Source organism: Limibacillus sp. (genome assembly GCA_037379885.1).
Classification (GTDB): Bacteria; Pseudomonadota; Alphaproteobacteria; order Kiloniellales; family CECT-8803; genus JARRJC01.
On record JARRJC010000007.1, the window covers coordinates 40,902 to 58,469 of the forward strand.

Sequence of the window (17,568 nt, forward strand, 5' to 3'; positions counted from 1 at the left end):
GATTTTCCGTCGCGGGTCCCTGACGCGCGGGCACAAGTTTTGCTAGCATCGGGCCAAAGGCAATGCCGCCCATCCTTCCAACGACCCCGCGCGAGGTCCGATGCTCAGTGTCATAAGGCCGGTTGCTACCCTGATGCTGGGCGTCCTGCTGTTGCTCGTCGGGCACTCGCTGATGGGCGTCGCCGTGCCGCTGCGGCTGGAAGCGGCGGGCTTTTCCACCCTCACCAACGGTCTGGTCGCCTCCTCCTACTTCGCCGGACTGCTGGCCGGGGCCTACTACGGGCAGAGGATCATCGTAAAGGTCGGGCACATCCGGTCCTTTGCGGGTTTCGCCGCCGTCATGACCGCAACGGTTTTGGCCCTGCCGCTCCTGTTCCATCCGGTCGCCTGGGTGCTGCTGCGCTTTGCCACCGGCGTGTGTCTGGCCGGGCTGTTCTCCACGGCCGAGAGCTGGCTCAACGAGCGCTCCGAGAACAGGACCCGCGGCCAGATGATGGCCTTCTACACCACGGTCTCCTACCTCGCGATGATCGGCGGCCAGCAGTTGATCAACATATATCCGCTCGACGGGTTGGAGGTGTTCCTGGTGGCGGGTGTCCTGACCACGCTCTGCGTGGCGCCCACCGCGCTGACGCGCGTCGCCGCGCCGAACCTGGAGGCGGTGCAGCCCATGTCCGTGGTGGAGCTTTACCGCGCTTCGCCCTTGAGCGTCATCGGCTCGGCTTCATCAGGTTTGATGCAGGGCGGCATCTGGGGCCTGGCGGCGGTCTATGCGCGGCGCGTCGGCTTCGACACGCTTGAGGTCTCCCTCTTCATTGGCGCCGTGACGCTGGGCGGGCTGCTGCTGCAGTGGCCCATAGGGCGCTATTCGGACCGCTACGACCGCCGCAGCATTCTGGTCATCGTGCTGATCTTGGTGGTGATCGCCTGCAGCGCCGGGGTTGGACTGGCGTTCCTCGGCGACTATCTGCCGCCCACCACGGTGCTGCTGGTGGCCGCCATGATGGGTGGCGGCACGGCGGCGATCTATCCGCTCTCCGTCGCGCAGGCCTTCGACTACCTGCCGCGCGAGAAGTACGTGGCGGGCTCCTCGGCCCTGCTGCTGTCATACTCGGCGGGGGCGACGGTGGGGCCGATCCTGACGGCGCTCCTGATGGATTTCATCGGGGACGAGACCTACTTCGGCAACGTCGCCGTCTTGGCGCTCCTGCTGGCGCTCTTCGTGCGCCATCGCATGAAGGTGCGTGAGGCCCTGCCGGTGGTCGAGCAGGGGGCCATGGTGGCGACGCCGCCGCTCGCCCCGGTGGTCCCGGAACTGGACCCGCGCGTCGATCCGGTGGAAAGGGACGAGGCGCCTGCAGCCATGCCTCCGGACAGCGGTCAGCAGAACGGCGAAGCCGGGGTCGAGGCGCGCGGTCAGGGGCCGTCCTGACGCCCCTGCTGACCGGCCTGCCGACGCCCCTCTTCGCCGCCCTTGCGTTTTTGCTGGAATGCCCCGGTGCGGCTGCTATCGTTGAGCCCGCATTCAAGCGGAAGGAGCCGCCCCGTCCGAGGGCGGCCAAGCACAACAACGGGAGCTTCATGACCATGCTTCGTAAGACGACATTCTCCGCCGTTCTGGCCGCGGCCTTCGCCGCCAGCGGCGCGCAAGCGGCCGTGCCGGAATCCTGCCAGACCGTCCGCTTCTCGGACGTCGGCTGGACCGACATCACCGCCACCACCGCCGCCACCTCCGTGGTGCTGGAGGGGCTGGGCTATACGCCGCAGACCGAGTTGCTCTCGGTTCCGGTCACCTACGCCAGCCTCAAGAACGGCGACATCGATATCTTCCTGGGCAACTGGATGCCCTCCATGGCCGCCGACGTTCAGCCGTTCCTGGACGACGGCTCGGTCGAGAGCATCGGCATCAACCTGGAAGGGGCGGGCTACGGCCTCGTCGTGCCGCAGTACGTGGCCGACGCCGGCGTCACCTCGCTCGAGCAGCTCGGCGATCACCCCGACAAGTTCGAGGAAAAGATCTACGGCATCGAGCCCGGCAACGACGGCAACCGCATCGTGCTGGAAATGATCGAAGACCCCGCCAACAATCTGGACGGCTTCGAGCTGGTCGAGTCGAGCGAGCAGGGCATGCTGGCCCAGGCCGAGCGCGCCATGCGCAACGAGGAGTGGATCGCCTTCCTCGGCTGGACTCCGCACCCCATCATGGGCCGCATGGAGCTGCACTACCTGGGCGGCATGGGCGATACCGGTTTCGGCCCGGCGACGGTCCACACCAACGTGCGCGCTGGTTACACCAGTGAATGCGAAAACGTCGGTAAGCTTTTGAATAATCTGACGTTCACCCTGCCCATGGAAGGCGCGATCATGGACGCCATCCTGACCGACGGGAAGAACGAGATCGTCGCCGCCACCGAGTGGCTGAAGGCCAATCCCGGCGTGCTGGACGGCTGGCTGGAAGGCGTCACCACGGTCGACGGTGAGCCCGGACTGCCCGCAGTGAAGGCGCACTTGGGCCTCTGAACGAGGTCCCACGACAGGCTTATCAGATAGGAGACGTGCGGCGGCGGCGAAGCCCTTCGGGTTTGGCCGCCGTCCGCCGTGGAGCGCATGGAAGAATGGCTGACCGAGAACAAGCTGCCGATCGGTAAAGGGATCGACAGCGCAATCCGTTTCATTCAGGACCACGCGGCCTGGGCCTTCGACATCTTCACCGAGGGCCTTGAGGTGGTGATCGAGGGCTTGATCGACGCCTTGACCTGGGTGCCGCCGCTGCTGTTGGTGGCGCTCCTGGCCGGTGGCGCCTTTGCTCTCCATCGCTCCTGGAAGTTGACGGCGGTGATCGTCGGATCGCTGCTGCTGGTCATCAACCTCGGCTACTGGGAAGCCACCATCGAGACCCTGGCGCTGATCATCTTCGCCACCGGGGTTTGCATGCTGGTGGGCGTGCCGCTCGGCATCGCCGCGGCCCACCGGCCTTGGCTCTTCACCCTGCTGCGGCCGGTCCTCGACCTCATGCAGACGATTCCGACCTTCGTCTATCTGATCCCGACCTTGATCCTTTTCGGGCTGGGGGTCGTGCCGGGCCTGATCTCCACGGTGATCTTCGCCATCCCGGCGCCGATCCGCCTGACCCATCTCGGCATCTCTTCGGTGCCCAAGCAACTGGTGGAGGCGGGCGAGTCCTTTGGCGCGACCAAGTCGCAGCTGCTCTGGAAGGTCGAACTGCCCCATGCCCTGCCGACCATCATGGCGGGGCTCACCCAGTGCATCATGCTGTCGCTTTCCATGGTGGTGATCGCCGCCCTCGTCGGGGCCGACGGTCTGGGCAAGCCGGTGGTGCGCGCGCTGAACACCGTCAACATCGCCCAGGGTTTCGAGGCCGGGCTCGCCATCGTGATCCTGGCGATCCTGCTGGACCGCGTCTGCAAGCAGCCCGGCGAACGCCGCGCGCCGGCGAAGAAGAAGGAGGGCTGAGATCATGAGCGCCGTTTCCTTCGAAAAGGTCGACATCATCTTTGGGGACAGCCCCAAGACGGCTCTGCCCCTGCTCGACGAGGGCAAGACACGCGACGAGATCCTGGCCGCCACCGGTCAGGTGCTGGGCGTGGCCGACGCGACGCTGGAGGTCGAGGAGGGCTCGATCTGCGTCCTCATGGGCCTCTCCGGCTCCGGCAAGTCGACGCTGCTGCGCGCCGTCAACGGCCTCAACAAGGTGACGCGCGGCCGGGTCGTGGTCCGCGCGCGCGGTCAAAAGGAAGTGGATGTCGCCAACTGTTCCGGCTCGGCCCTGCGGCAACTGCGCATGAACTCGGTCGCCATGGTGTTTCAGCAGTTCGCCCTGCTGCCCTGGCGCACGGTGGAGGAGAACGTGGGCCTGGGCCTGGAGCTGCGCGGCCTCGGCAAGGCCGAACGCCAGAGGGTCGTCAAGGACAAGCTCGAGCTGGTCGGCTTGGGGCAGTGGGCCACCAAGTACGCCCATGAGCTTTCCGGCGGCATGCAGCAGCGCGTGGGCCTCGCCCGCGCCTTTGCGACCGACGCCGACATCCTGCTGATGGACGAGCCTTTCTCCGCTTTGGACCCGCTGATCCGCGACCACCTGCAGGATGAGCTTCTTGAACTGCAAGAGCGGCTCAACAAGACCATCGTCTTCGTGTCCCACGACCTGGACGAAGCGCTGAAGCTCGGCAACAAGATCGCCATCATGGAGGGCGGGCGCATCGTGCAGGCCGGGGAGGCGGAGGAGATCGTGCTCAATCCCGCCAGCGACTACGTGGCCGAGTTCGTCGCGCACATGAACCCCTTGAAGGTGCTGCGCGGCGGCACCCTGATGCGCGAGCTGGCCGACCTGCCGCGTGAGGGGGAGAGCCTGCTGCTTTCGTCTGAGAGCGGGCTCAAGGTGACGCTGTCCGCCGAAGGGCGTCCGGCATCCGCTGAGAAGTCAGGCGTGCCGGTCGAGATCCTGGCCGAAGGTGCGCGGGCGGGCTGCCTGCCCTGCATCTCTCCCGAGGTGCCCATGTCCGAGATCATCGCGCTGCGCCACAGCTGCGGCCTGCCGGTTCTGATGGTCGAGGATGGGAAGCTCGTCGGCGTCTGCGATGACGAGGCGATCTACGGCGGCATCATGCGCCAGTCCCAGGGCAGCGCCCAGAAGACCGACGCGGCCTAGGCTCTTACCTGCAAAACCGGGTCTAACCTCTTCGCCGGCGCCCGCGCTGGCCGCGGTCGCGCGTTGGACGCTCGCCCAGAGGCTGGCCGCTGCCGAGTGCCGCGCTGCCCGCCGATACCTCGCCGAGTTTGGCAACGATCGTCTCAAGGGTCGGCTTCGCGCCTTTTGCGTGGCTCTCCAAAGCGCTCTTCATCGCCCTCAGGTGGTCAGCCGTGGTGCCGCAGCATCCGCCGATGATCCTGGCGCCGGCATCCAACGCCAGGCAGGCATAGGCGGCCATTAGCTCGGGCGTGCCGCTATAGACGATCTTGCCGCCTTCATAGCGCGGGATGCCGCAGTTGCTCTTTGCGATCAGGATGTCGTCCTCGCCGGCGGCGTCGCTCATCGAAAGCAGGGCCGTCACCAGTTCGGCGGCGCCCGTGCCGCAGTTGGCGCCATAGGCGGCGGGCCTGGCGTCAAGATTGTGCATGAGGTGAGCCACCGCCGCTGGCGTCACGCCCATCATGGTGCAGCCGTTGGTGTCGAAGGAGAGGGTGGAAACCACGGGCAGTCCGCTCTCCGCAGCGCCCGCGACAGCGGCTCTCAGTTCCTCGACGGAGGAGATGGTCTCGATCCAGATCAGGTCCGCTCCGCCAGCCGCCAGCGCCTTTGCCTGCTCGGCGAAAGCGCTCCTCGCATCGGCTTCGGAGAGCGTGCCGACCGGCTCCAGAATCTCGCCCGTGGGCCCGAGCGAACCTGCGACCAGGACGGGGCGGTCCACGCTGTCGGCGGCGCGGCGCGCTATGGCGGCGGCGGCTTCGTTCAATTCGGCGACCCGGCCCTCGGCCTTGTGCAGCTTCAGGCGGTAGCGGTTGCCGCCGAAGGAGTTGGTCAGAATGATATCCGACCCGGCATCGACGAAGGATTTGTTGAGAGCGTAGACGCGCTCGGAGAATTCCGGGTCGGTGTTCCAGAGTTCCGGAGCGTCGCCGCTTTCAAGTCCGGCGGCAAAAAGGTTTGTGCCCGTCGCACCGTCGGCGAGCAGCCAGGGGCGGGTGGAAAGCAGCTCGGTCAGCTTGTCAGTCATGACGCATTCAATAACGCCGCCCAGCGGAAAAGGCTAGCTCCTCATCCGTTGATTTTCGGGATCGAACAATGTCCGCGTAAAGAGTGTCGCTGGGCGACGCTCGCCCAGGATTTCGATCTCCACTTTCCGGCCCTCTTCGATGAGCCCGACGGGCAGGAACCCGAGCGCGACCGAGGTCGCGGCATGATGCGCGTAGCCGCCGGAGGTCACGAAGCCTACGACCTCACCATCTACCCAAATCGGCTCGTATCCGGCAACGTCGGCGTCCGACGCCTCCACCCGGAAGCTGCAGATGCGCCGCGCCGGGCCCTTGGCCCGCTCCTCCAGCGCGGCGGCCTTGCCGATGAAGTCGGCTGGCTTGTCGTAGGCGACGAAACGGTCGATGCCGGTTTCCGCCGGCAGGTAGTCCGGCTTGAACTCGGCCATCCAGGACCCGAAGGACTTCTCCAGGCGCAGCGACATCATGGCCCGCATGCCAAAGGGCTTCAGGCCCAGGTCCGCACCCGCCCGCGTCAGCGCCTCGTAAAGGGCGAGCTGCTGTTCGGCGGGCACGTAGATCTCATAGCCGAGATCGCCGGTGTAGGTGACCCGCTGAACCAGGGCGTCGCAGAGCCCGACCTCCAAGTGCCGCGCCGCCATGAAGGGCAGGGCTGCATGGGAGACATCGGCGCGCGCCACGCGGGACAGCAGATCGCGCGCTTTCGGTCCGGCGATCTGAAAGCCGATCCGCTTCAAGGAGACGTTATCGATGGTCACCGATCCGTCTGCCGGCAGGTTCATCTGGAACCAGCGCGAATGGAACGCCTGGGCGCTGTAGGACGCGGTCAGCTGGAAGGCTTCAGGGGCCAGGCGGGTCACGGTGAAGTCCCCGATGATCTTGCCCTTGGGGCTCAGCATGGGGGTCAGCGTGATGCGGCCCAGCTTGGGCATCCGGCCCGCCATGATCCGGTCGAGCCAGGCCTCGGCGCCGGGGCCGGAGACAAGATACTTGCCGAAGTTATGGATCTCGTTGATGCCCACGGCCTCGCGCACGGCCCGGCACTCAGCGGCCACGGTCTTAAAGGCGTTGGAGCGGCGGAAGGAGGGGACCTCGTAGGGCTCTTCTCCTTCCGGTGCGAAGTAGTTGACGTGTTCCAGGCCATAGCCCTGCCCGAAGACCGCGTTCTGAGCCTTCCAGAGCGGATAGACCGGCGTGGTGTCGAGCGGGCGCCCGGCGGGAAGCTCTTCGTTCGGGTAGGAGACGGAAAAGCGCCGCTGATAGTTCTCGATCACCTTGTTGCGGGTATAGGCGCGCGTCACCCAGTCGCCGAAGCGTGCCACGTCCATGGCGTAGACATCGCGCGAGGCTTCGCCCTCCACCATCCATTCGGCCAGGGTCAGGCCCACGCCGCCGCCCTGGCTGAAGCCCGCCATGACGCCGCAGGCCGACCAGTAGTTCCGAAGCCCCGGCACCGGGCCGACCAGAGGGTTGCCGTCGGGCGCGAAGGTGAAGGGTCCGTTGATGATCCGCTTGATGCCCGCGCGCCCGAGACAGGGGTAGCGTTTGAAGGCGTATTCCAGGGGCTCGGCGATCCGGTCCAACTGGTCCGGCAGCAACTCGTGCCCGAAGTCCCAGGGGGTGCCGTCCACCGCCCAGGGGTCGCAGGCCTGCTCATAGATGCCGATCACCAGCCCGCGGCCCTCCTGGCGCAGATAGCTCTCGCCCGCCGGGTCCATGACATGCGGCAGCTCGCTGCCGTGGTTGTAGACCTCCGGGATGTCCTCGGTGACCAGATACTGGTGCTCCATGGGATGCAGCGGCAGGAAGACGCCGGCCATGGCGCCCAGTTCACGCGCCCAAAGGCCGCCGGCGTTGACCACGTGCTCGGCTATCACCGTGCCCGCTTCGGTCACCACCTGCCAGGAGCCGTCGCTCTGCGGATTGAGTTCCAGCACCCGGTTTCGCAGGACGATCTCGGCGCCCTGGAGGCGGGCGGCGCGGGCGTAGGCGTGGGTCGTGCCGGAAGGATCCAGGTGGCCGTCGAGCGGATCGTAGAGCGCGCCGATCACACCCTCGGTGTTGGTGATGGGGGAGAGCTTGGCGATCTCCTCCGGTCCGACGAGCTCGGTCTCCAGGCCCATGTAGCGGTGCTTGGCGCGCTCCTGCTTCAGGAAGTCCATGCGCTCGGGCGTGGTGGCCAGCGTCAGGCCGCCGACATGGTGCAGGCCGCAGGATTGGCCGGAAATCTCCTCAAGCTCCTTATAGAGCCGGATGGTGTAGCCCTGGAGCGCGGCCATGTTGGTATCGGCGTTGAGGGTGTGGAAGCCGCCGGCCGCGTGCCAGGTGGACCCGCTGGTCAACTCGGAGCGCTCGATCAGCTGGACATCCTTCCAGCCGAGCTTGGTCAGGTGATAGAGCACCGAGCAACCGACCACTCCGCCGCCGATCACGGCAACCCTTACGTGAGACTTCACCGCCGCTCCTCCTCATCACAGGCTGCGTGCTTTTAGGATCGGCAGAGTGCACGCAGCTGCTTTGTTTCGTCCAGCCTCGCGTTCGCTCCGCCCTGGTGTCTCTGCGGCGGGACTGGCGCCGGGGGCGAAAGTTTGGCTAGCTAAGCTCTCCAAGCTGCTTTTCAGCAAAGGTCAAGGACCATGCCGCTCGATCTCTATCTCGCCTTCGTGGTCGCCGCGTTCGTGGTGATCATCGTGCCCGGGCCGGTGGTGTCCCTGGTGATCGCCAATGCCCTGCGCCACGGCAGCGGCTATGCGCTGGTGAGTCTCGCAGGCACGCAGAGCGGCACCGCCCTGCTGCTGGCCGCCGTGGGCCTCGGCCTCTCCTTCCTGATCGGGGTCATGGCCGAGTGGTTCGACTGGGTGCGCTGGATCGGTGCTGCCTATCTCATCTGGCTGGGCGTGCAGCGGCTGCGCGAGGGCGGGCGGCTGGAGGGTGTCGAGCCCGAACCGCGCCTGCCCTTCGGGAAGCTGTTCCTGCAAGGTTTTCTGATCTCGCTCTCCAATCCCAAGTCCATGGCCTTCCTGGCGGTCTTCCTGCCGCAGTTCATCGATCCCGGCGAAGCGGCGGGGCCGCAGATGGCGCTGCTCTGCGTCACCTTCTGGGTGATCGCGTTGCTGGGCGACGGTCTCTACGCGCTGGCGGCGGGCGGCGCGCGGCGCTGGTTTTCGAAGCCCGGGCGGCTACGCTGGATCAACCGCGTGACAGGGTCGGTCCTGATCGCCGGGGGCGCCTGGCTGGCCCTGGCGAGACGGTGATAGTTTCCGTCGCAGCTAGCCTATTGGAGAAACCGCAAAGGCGGTGCACTCTCCTTCCTTGAAACATCCGACAACCCCTTTTTCTTGGGAAGGTCAGCATGGCCGACGAGGAACGGCGCGGCAGGCGGCGGGGCAGCCGCCGGGAGAGCAGCGGATCGCGGCGCGGTTTTCACCAGCTCCCCTGGCGGCGCGTGGAGAACCGCTTCCCGCCCATCGAAGTCCTGAGCGCCGATGAGTTGCAGGCCATTCAGGAGGCGTCGCTCACCATCCTCGAGGAAATCGGCATGGATTTCCTCCATCCCGATGCGATCGAGTACCTGAAGCAGGCGGGCGCCGAGACCGCGGCGGGCAGTCAGCGCGTGCGCTTCGACCGTGCGCTGGTCCTGGAGCTGGTGGGCAAGGCGCCTGAGCGCTTCACCTTTCACGCCCGCAACCCGGAGAAGCATCTTGAGATCGGCGGACGCTGCATGGTCTTCGGCTCGGTGGGGAGCGCACCCAACGTGTCCGACCTGGACGGCGGCCGGCGTGTCGGCAACTTCAAGGACTACTGCAATCTGGTCCGCCTTTGCCAGAGCCTCAACATCATCCATCTGGTCTCGGGCTATCCGGTGGAGCCGGTCGATCTCGATCCCTCGACCCGTCACCTCGACGCGGTGGCGGCCTGCGTCACGCTGACCGACAAATGCTTTCACGGCTACGCGCTGGGCCGCGAGCGGATGCTGGACGCGATCGAGATCGCGCGCATCGGACGCGGTCTGGACGAGGAGGGGCTGCTGCGCGAGCCCTCCCTCTACACCATCGTCAACACCTCCTCGCCGCTGAGGCTGGACGGCCCGATGATCGAGGGCCTGATCGAGATGGCGCGGCGCAATCAGATCGTGGCGATCACGCCCTTCACGCTCTCGGGCGCGATGGCCCCGGCGACCATCGCGGGCGCGTTGGCCCAGCAGAATGCCGAGGCGCTGGCGGGGCTGGCGCTGGTGCAGGCGGTGCGGCCCGGCGCGCCGGTGATCTATGGCGGTTTCACCTCCAACGTGGACATGAAGAGCGGCGCCCCGGCCTTCGGTACGCCGGAGTACGTGCGCGCCGCCTTCGCGGGCGGGCAGCTCGCGCGGCTGAACCGCCTTCCCTACCGCTCCTCCAACGTCAATGCCTCCAACGCGGTCGACGCCCAGGCAGCCTATGAATCGCAGATGTCGATCTGGGGCGCCGTGATGGGACACGTGAACCTGATGATGCACGCCGCTGGATGGATGGAGGGGGGCCTCACGGCCTCCTACGAGAAGGTCATTCTCGACGCGGAGATGCTTCAGGGCATGGCCGAGGTGCTGCAACCCCTCGACGTCAGCGAGGAGGCGCTGGGCCTCGACGCCATTCGCGAAGTGGGCCCCGGCGGGCATTACTTCGGCGCGGCCCATACGCTGAAGCGCTATGAGACGGCCTTCTACAGTCCCTTCCTCTCGGACTGGCGGAACTACGAGACCTGGAGCGAGGGCGGCGCACTCGACGCGACCCAGCGCGCGAACCTGATCTACAAGGACTTGCTTGAGAGCTACGAGCAGCCCGATCTGGATCCAGCCATCGCCGAAGAGCTTGAGAGCTTCGTGGAGCGGCGCAAGCGCGAAGGCGGCGTCAAGGCCGCCTGAGGCGGCGTTTCAGGACTGGCGGAGTTTCAAGATTGGCCGCGTGTCAGGACTGGCTGCCGGGCCGGGTGCCGGTCGCCGTGGCGTAAGCGGGTTCGCGCCGCTCGGCGGGATGCAGCGGGTGCTCCTTCACGCGCAGCAGATAGCGGGCGAGGAGACTTCGGTAACCGTCGATGCTCTCGCCTGCGCCCGGGGACTCTTCCGGCCGGGTGGCGCGCCAGGCGGCCGGAATGCGATACCAGGGAAGACCCGGCTGCGCGTGGTGGACGGAGTGAAGGTTGTTGTTGAGGAACAGCAGCGCGAGAGGAGCCTCGGCCTTGAGGGTCGCGGTGCGCTCGGTCACGCCGGTCGCCGCCCGGTGCTCGGCGAAGGAGCGCAGCGAGGTCAGCGAAAGTCCGGGATAGACGAAGAACAGCAGATAGGCCCAAAGGCTCATGCCGGCCACCGAGAGCACCCAATAGAGCACCAGTGCGGCGCCGAGAAGGTGCAGGGCCCAGGCCGCGAGCAGCTTGCCATCGCCGCGCAGCAGCCCGCCCGCCAATTCCGCCAGGCTCTTGGCCGTGATCACGACAGGGGCCAGAAGCAGCCTGCCGAGAAGACTGTTGTAGGCCCGCAGGAAGCCGCGCCCCGGCGCGCCGATCCGCTGCCAGGTCGCCGCGGTCACGTAGTAGCTCTCCGGATCCTCCAAGGGGTCCGTCAGCCATTCGTTGCGGTGATGCCGCAGGTGGCTCTCGCGATAGAGATCGAAGGGCAAGATCAGCCAGGGGCTGGGCAGAACCAGCAGGCGGTTGACCAGAGGCCAGGGAGTCGGGTGCCCGTGCACCACCTCGTGCTGAAGCGAGCCGTGCCAGGCGACGAAGTACCCGCCGAGAAGCAGAAGCAGAGGCCAGGGAACGAGGCTGTGGAAGAGGGTCAGGAGCGCCAGGCCGCCGTAAATTGCAATCGCCAGCGCAAGCGTCGGATACTCGACTTTGCGAAGGGAGATGGCCAATGTGGCTGGCGCGGCGGTCATGCGGCCTCCTGGACAGTTTTAAAGAACGACGACGCAGGGTGTTGCGAAGAGTGGGTGTTGCGAATCGCAGATGTTGTACAAACACCACGGCTGTGGTGAATAATCACCATAAGTGACTAAAGCAGTCAAGCAGGAGTTCTGAGCCGGGCATGGATAGATCCGAGACGGTCGAGCGGTTTCGCCAGCGCTTGACGCAGGTGCTGGAGGAGAGCGGGCGCACCCGCTCGGCCTTTGCCGACGATGTCGGGCTCGACCGCTCGACGCTTTCCCAGTTGCTGTCGCCGGGCAACGAGAGGCTGCCGCGCGCCGAGACGATCCTCGCGATCGCGCGTCAGGCGCAGGTTTCGCTCGACTGGCTGCTGGGATTGAGCGAAAGCGGCACGCCGGGCAACGAGCTGGTGTCCAACGAGCCGGAGTTCGAAGCAGGGGCCAACGTGCCCCTCGATGAGCGTCTGGTGCGCTGGCACGCCGAAGTCTTGGGCAGCAAGATCCGTTACATCCCCACCAGCCTGCCGGACCTGTTGAAGGACCCGAAGGTGATTCGCTACGAGTTCGCGCCCCACGGCGACCGGGTGGAAGAGGCGCGGCTGGAACAGGCGGAGATGCGTCTTGAGTACTCCCGCCGACCGGAAACCGACATGGAGGTCTGCAGCCCGACCCAGATGCTGCGCGAGTTCGCCCTGGGCCAGGGCATCTGGGAAGGACTGCCCAAGGCCGTGCGGCGCCAGCAACTGGAGAACATCGTGGAGCGGCTGGAAGAACTCTATCCGACCTTCCGCTGGTTCCTGTTCGACGGGTTGGCGCACTTCTCGGCCCCCTACACCATCTTCGGGGCCAAGCGCGCGGCGATTTACGTCGGCAACATGTATCTGATGCTGAACGGCACCGAACAGATCCGCGCCATGACGCGCCACTTCGACGGCTTGATCCGCGCCGCCGTGGTTCAGCCGCCGGATGTCGCGGGCCACGTCCAGGGTCTGCTCGAAGAAATGAGCAAGGGCCGGCGCGCGTGACCCTGGCGGGCCTTCCCATGTACGACCTGCCGGAGCTGCGCGCGGCGCATGACGCCTGGTGGCTCGGGCTGCGCGGGCATCTGCGGGCGGCGGGCTTCGCAGAGCTGCCCGAGGCGCTGGACCGAAGCTTGCCTGCCCCTGCGCTCTGGCGCGATCCCGGTCTTCTGCTGGCGCAGTGTTGCGGCTACGACCTTCGGCTCGGCGATCCGCCTCCGCCCCGCTATCTCGCGACTCCGCACTACGACCTTACGGGATGCGAGGGGCCGCTCTACTGCTCCTTTCTGGTGGTGAGGTTGGAGGAGGAGGCTGAAGGTCTTGCCGACCTGCGCGGCCGCCGCGCGGCGGTCAACATGGCGGGATCGCACTCCGGTCAGAACGTCTTGCGCTACATGGTGAGCCAACTGGGGGCTGCAGGGCCCTTCTTCGGCCAGGTCCTGGAGAGCGGCGGGCATCGCGCCTCCCTGGCTGCGGTCCGGGAAGGGCGGGCGGACCTGGCCGCCATCGACTGCGTGACCTTCGGGCTGATCGCGCGCACCGCGCCGGGGGAGGTGGCGGCGCTCCGGGTGCTTGAGCGCTCTCCCGCCGTTCCGGGCCTGCCCTATGTGACCGCGCCGGGCGCGGAGGCCGCGAAGGTCGCCGCCTTGCAGTCCGCGCTTCTCGCCGCCGTGGAAGACCCCGCCCTGGCCGAGGCGCGCGCCGCCCTTGCGCTCTCGGGCTTTTCACTTCTGTCCGCGGGAGACTACGATCCCCTGGTCGAGATGGCCGGGCGCGCGGAAGCCCTCGGCCAAGCGCCTCTCCTACCCTGATCCTTCAATAAGGGAGCCTAGTTGCAGCATGTCCGAGCCCTGGGAACTGTCGGCCATAGAAGCCAGGCGCAGAATTGGAGAGGGGACTCTTTCCCCCGTGGAACTCTGGACCTCCTGCCTCAGCCGGATCAAAGCCTGCAACGAGACGGTCAACGCCGTCGTCACCCTGGACGAGGAGGCCGGTCTCGCCGCCGCCAAGCGCGCGGAGGAGGCCGTTTCTAGAGGGGAGCCGCTCGGCCTGCTGCACGGCTTGCCGGCGGGCGTGAAGGACCTGAATGAGACGGCCGGGCTTCGCACCACCTTCGGGTCCGAGCTCTACGCCGACTACGTTCCGGCGGAGGATGAACTGCTGGCCGCTCGGCTGCGCGGCGCGGGGGCGGTGATCGCCGCCAAGACCAACACCCCGGAGTTCGGCGCAGGCGCCAATACCTGGAACCGGGTCTTCGGGGCGACGGGCAATCCCTATGACCCGGCGCTCACCTGCGGCGGCTCTTCGGGCGGATCGGCGGTCGCCTTGGCCTGCGGGATGATGCCCCTGGCCAGCGGGTCCGATCTGGGCGGATCCTTGCGTACGCCAGCGGGTTACTGCGGCGTCTATGGCCTGCGCCCGACGCCCCGGCTGGTGCCGGACGACGCGCCGGGCCGGGTCTTCAACCCCTTGTCCGTCGACGGCCCCATGGCGCGCAGCGTCGAGGACATTCACCTGATGCTGCGCGCGATGGCCTGCCACGACCCGCGCGACCCCTGGAGCCTGCCCGGCGCACAGACCCTGGTCGGCGACAGTCTGGCGCCAACCGATCCCCGCAGCCTCAAGGTGGCGTTCTCCGCCGACTTGGGCTTCGCCCCGGTGAGCCGGGAGGTGCGGTCGCTCTTCGCAAAGCGCATGGAGGCCCTGGCGCCCTTGTTCGGCAGTCTGGAGCCGGCCGACCCGCCGCTGGCCGAATCGGAAAGGGTGTTTCAGGCCTTGCGCGGCGTAGGCTTCGTCGCCGCCCACCTTGAGAGACTGCGCAAGGCGCCGGAGAAGGTCGGTCCGAACGTGACGGCGAACGTCGAGTTGGGGCTGGGGCTCAGCGCGGAGGAGATCGCGAGAGCCGAGGCGGACTGGGGCCTGCTCTACCGCCGCTTCCTGGCCTTCCGGGCAGGCTACGATCTGCTGATCGCGCCGGTCGCCGCCGTCCAGCCCTTCCCGAAGACCCAGAACGCGCCCGAGGAGATCGACGGCCTGACGCTCGACAACTATGTCTCCTGGCTCGGGCTCAGTTTTGGGATCACCTTGACGATCCACCCCTCGCTCGCCTTCCCCTGTGGCCGCGACGAGAAGGGGGTCCCCTTCGGCATCCAATTGATCGGAACCCGCTTTGGCGACAAGCAGTTGTTGGAGATGGCGCTTGGTCTGGAAAAGGAGCTGGAAGGGGACCTTTCCCTGGGCCGACCTTCTCCATTCCTCGGCGCGACTTAACCGGATTCGCGTCGCGCTGGCCAGCCCCGGACCTTTCCGCCATACTGATTTTCCGAAGTCCTCAAGTCGCCTTGCAATCAACGAAGGACGGGCCATGAGCGAGTCGCTCGGCGCCCAGTTGCAGAAACTGGTCAATCGCCTGAAGGAACGCCAGATCGAGTTGAAGCAGCTCGACGCCGGAAGCGTTGAGGCGCGCGCGCCCGTGGAACTCGATCAGAGCCGCCAGGGGCGCCTTTCCCGGATGGATGCGATGCAGTCCCAGGCGATGGCCCAGGAAACCGCACGCCGGCGGGCTCTGGAACTCCAAAAAATCGAGGCCGCGCTGACCCGGTTGCAGGACGGCGATTATGGCTATTGCGTCAAATGCGGAGAGAGCATCGGGCACAAAAGGCTCGAGTTCGACCCGGCCACGCCGCTCTGCGTCGACTGCGCCAGCGAGGCCGGAGAGGGCACGCGACACTAGCTTCCCTCTGCAGTTTTCCGAGCGAAATTACAAAGAACAACAGAGATTCTCTGGAGTTTAGGCGGCCCGATCGTCACCGAGGGATCCTACCCATTCCATTCGTCTTGGCGAGCGTAACCCGTATGGCGAGTAATCCCGTTAATACTTGGGGCCAGTATTCGTGCGGAGCATAGGCAACCTTTTCTCCTTCAACGTGGGATCATGCCAGCAGTTCAATGCATCCGCACCACCTGGGGTAGGGTGTTAATCTTTCCTAACATCTTCATGAAATAGAGTGATTTTTTTAGGCCGCGATTGTGGCCGGGATAGTGCGGCACTACACAAATTACGACAAAAAACTCCCTCCTTCGTAGCATCGTGTTGGGTCATTGTATCTTCACCGAAATTGCTGAGGCCGCTTTTTGACGTCTGTCGGGAAGCGGCTCACCGATTCTTGTGAATTTCCCGTGATGATCGCAGGGAAATAACCGTTTGGGGGAGGAATCGGTGCTAACAAGGAACGATGCTATGAAGATGACCGTTGTCTCGCTGCTGACCTGTTGCTCCAGATCCCTGCTGGGATATCTCGCCGCGGTGGGGATTTTCGCTACAGTGTCGCTGGCGGGTGCGGGAACGGCCCAGGCTGACGCCGACCTGTCGTTGCTTGCGGGGGCAAGCAACGCTGGGACGCGGGTCACCTACGACGGCTCGACGCTGACCGGCGGCGAGAGCGTACCGCATGGTGAAACAGTCAAGTACTTCGTGGAGTTGCGCAACGACGGGCCGGATGCGGCCGACGGCACCACGGATCCCATCGTCATCACGCTCAACTATCCGGCTACAGCCAGCATCGCGCCGGTTTTCGTGCCCGCCAACACGGCCTTCGACGCCGGAGCGCCGGGCGACGGCGAGGCGACCTGGACGATCAACCGCTTTACGGCGGCGACCGCCTTCGCAGGCTTGACCGTGGACATCACGCTCGCGGCCGGGTCGGGAACGCAGGCGGCTTCGATCAGTGCGCAGATCGAACCTCGCACGCAGCCTGACCCGGATTCGAGCGATGACACATATACGCTGAACTTTTTTGCTGATGATCCCCCTTCGGCCGATCTCTCGCTTTTCCAGGGCAGCGGTAACCAGGGAACGCGGGTCACCGACAGTGGAACGCGGGTCGAGGACGGCGACGGCGTGGCCAACGGCGACACGCTGGCCTTTACCGTGGAGTTGCGCAACGACGGGCCGGATCCGGCCGACGGCACCACGGACCCCATCGTCGTCACGCTCAACTATCCGGTCAGCGCCAGCATCGCGCCGGGTTTCGTGCCGCCATTTTCGGTTTTCGACGCCGGAGCGCCGGGCGACGGCGAGGCGACCTGGACGATCAACCGCAACTTGAACCCGACAGCGTTCACGGGCTTGACCGCGAACATCACGCTGGCGGGGGGCGCAGGTCCCCAGACCAACACGATCAGCGCTCAGATCGAGCCTCGCGCGCAGCTTGACCCGGACCCGAGCGATGACGTCTTCTCGGTGGAGTTCGTCTCCGATGATCCGGTGGACGCCGACCTATCGGTCTCCTCGAGCAGTTTTGAGGACCTGGACAGCGGGTCCGCGATCACCAACGGAGCCGGAATCCCCGAACAGAGTGTCGTGGTCTACCGGGCTCTGATCGAGAACCTGGGACCGGACGACAAACCGCAGGCTGGCAACCAGGTCGAGCCCAGCTTCTCGGAGGCGATCACGCTGGCGCTGGATGTGCCCGCCGAAATGACCTGGACAGGCCATGCGGAGGTTCTCTACAGCGAGTTGGGTCACGTGGAAGGCGGCCTAACCTTCACCAACTTCATCGATGCCTTTGATTCGTCGACCAACACCTGGACCTTGTCCGGCCCCGTGGCCTCGGGCGAGACCATTGAAGTCATTATGCATTTCGTGGCCGACACGCCGGCGACGAACGTGACGCTTGGCGGAGAGATCACGGATCCGGGCGCCTACGTCAACGACGCGAACGGGGCGAACGACGCCTATTCCATCACGGCGGATATCGTCGCGCAGTCGGCCGACCTCAGCGTCGCCATCGTCGAAGGTTCGATCGCGCTCCCCAAGAGCGACACCAAAAGCTTCACGGTACAGGTGACCAACATCGGGCCCAACACCGCACGTGACATACGAGTGGGTCACCAAGCAGATCTACGGTGCCACGAGCTTC

14 protein-coding genes are annotated in these 17,568 nt (G+C 66.1%); 11 read left to right on the forward strand and 3 right to left on the reverse strand.

All coding sequences use genetic code 11. The features are described from left to right. Positions 1-100: 100 nt before the first annotated feature. The 4 genes from P8X75_03860 (at position 101) to choV (ending at position 4,666) form a co-directional block, all read left to right on the forward strand. The gene (locus P8X75_03860; GenBank protein ID MEJ1994336.1) at positions 101-1,432 is read left to right on the forward strand and encodes an MFS transporter; all 1,332 of its coding nucleotides are present in this window, start codon (positions 101-103) and stop codon (positions 1,430-1,432) included. Between the two features lie 155 nt (positions 1,433-1,587). Next, complete coding sequence (gene choX / locus P8X75_03865; protein ID MEJ1994337.1) at positions 1,588-2,520, forward strand: choline ABC transporter substrate-binding protein; 933 nt, start codon at positions 1,588-1,590, stop codon at positions 2,518-2,520. Positions 2,521-2,607: 87 nt separating this feature from the next. Further along, positions 2,608-3,474: a choline ABC transporter permease subunit gene (gene choW / locus P8X75_03870; GenBank protein MEJ1994338.1), complete on the forward strand. Its 867-nt coding sequence runs from the start codon at positions 2,608-2,610 to the stop codon at positions 3,472-3,474. Position 3,475: 1 nt separating this feature from the next. Further along, positions 3,476-4,666, forward strand: coding sequence for a choline ABC transporter ATP-binding protein (gene choV, locus P8X75_03875; GenBank protein ID MEJ1994339.1), 1,191 nt, complete (start codon positions 3,476-3,478; stop codon positions 4,664-4,666). A gap of 22 nt (positions 4,667-4,688) precedes the next feature. Here the strand turns inward: choV and bmt are convergent, their stop codons facing one another. Together bmt and P8X75_03885 are read right to left on the reverse strand one after the other, a co-directional pair. Continuing rightward, positions 4,689-5,732, reverse strand: a complete 1,044-nt coding sequence (gene bmt, locus P8X75_03880) for a betaine--homocysteine S-methyltransferase (GenBank protein ID MEJ1994340.1) — start codon at positions 5,730-5,732, stop codon at positions 4,689-4,691. A 33-nt stretch (positions 5,733-5,765) separates the two neighbouring features. Beyond that, positions 5,766-8,186, reverse strand: a complete 2,421-nt coding sequence (locus P8X75_03885; protein ID MEJ1994341.1) for an FAD-dependent oxidoreductase — start codon at positions 8,184-8,186, stop codon at positions 5,766-5,768. Positions 8,187-8,366: 180 nt separating this feature from the next. On the opposite strand from P8X75_03885, the gene P8X75_03890 reads away from it, so the two are divergent. Together P8X75_03890 and P8X75_03895 are read left to right on the forward strand one after the other, a co-directional pair. Continuing rightward, a complete protein-coding gene (locus P8X75_03890; protein ID MEJ1994342.1) occupies positions 8,367-8,984 on the forward strand; it encodes a LysE family translocator in 618 nt (205 codons plus the stop codon). A gap of 98 nt (positions 8,985-9,082) precedes the next feature. Further along, positions 9,083-10,630, forward strand: a complete 1,548-nt coding sequence (locus P8X75_03895; GenBank protein MEJ1994343.1) for a trimethylamine methyltransferase family protein — start codon at positions 9,083-9,085, stop codon at positions 10,628-10,630. Between the two features lie 43 nt (positions 10,631-10,673). Here the strand turns inward: P8X75_03895 and P8X75_03900 are convergent, their stop codons facing one another. Beyond that, a complete protein-coding gene (locus P8X75_03900; GenBank protein ID MEJ1994344.1) occupies positions 10,674-11,639 on the reverse strand; it encodes a fatty acid desaturase in 966 nt (321 codons plus the stop codon). A gap of 149 nt (positions 11,640-11,788) precedes the next feature. Between P8X75_03900 and P8X75_03905 the strand changes: the two genes are divergently transcribed. From P8X75_03905 to P8X75_03925, 5 genes are all read left to right on the forward strand, one after another. Then, entirely contained in the window at positions 11,789-12,652 is an 864-nt protein-coding gene (locus P8X75_03905) for a helix-turn-helix transcriptional regulator (protein ID MEJ1994345.1), read from the forward strand. Then, positions 12,649-13,458, forward strand: coding sequence for a PhnD/SsuA/transferrin family substrate-binding protein (locus P8X75_03910; protein MEJ1994346.1), 810 nt, complete (start codon positions 12,649-12,651; stop codon positions 13,456-13,458). The genes P8X75_03905 and P8X75_03910 overlap by 4 nt, the downstream gene beginning before the upstream one ends. A 97-nt stretch (positions 13,459-13,555) precedes the next feature. Next, positions 13,556-14,917: an amidase family protein gene (locus P8X75_03915; protein ID MEJ1994347.1), complete on the forward strand. Its 1,362-nt coding sequence runs from the start codon at positions 13,556-13,558 to the stop codon at positions 14,915-14,917. 94 nt (positions 14,918-15,011) lie between these two features. Then, positions 15,012-15,380, forward strand: a complete 369-nt coding sequence (locus tag P8X75_03920; GenBank protein ID MEJ1994348.1) for a TraR/DksA C4-type zinc finger protein — start codon at positions 15,012-15,014, stop codon at positions 15,378-15,380. Between the two features lie 507 nt (positions 15,381-15,887). Then, on the forward strand, positions 15,888-17,568 hold a 1,681-nt coding region (locus P8X75_03925; protein MEJ1994349.1), incomplete at its 3' end, for a hypothetical protein.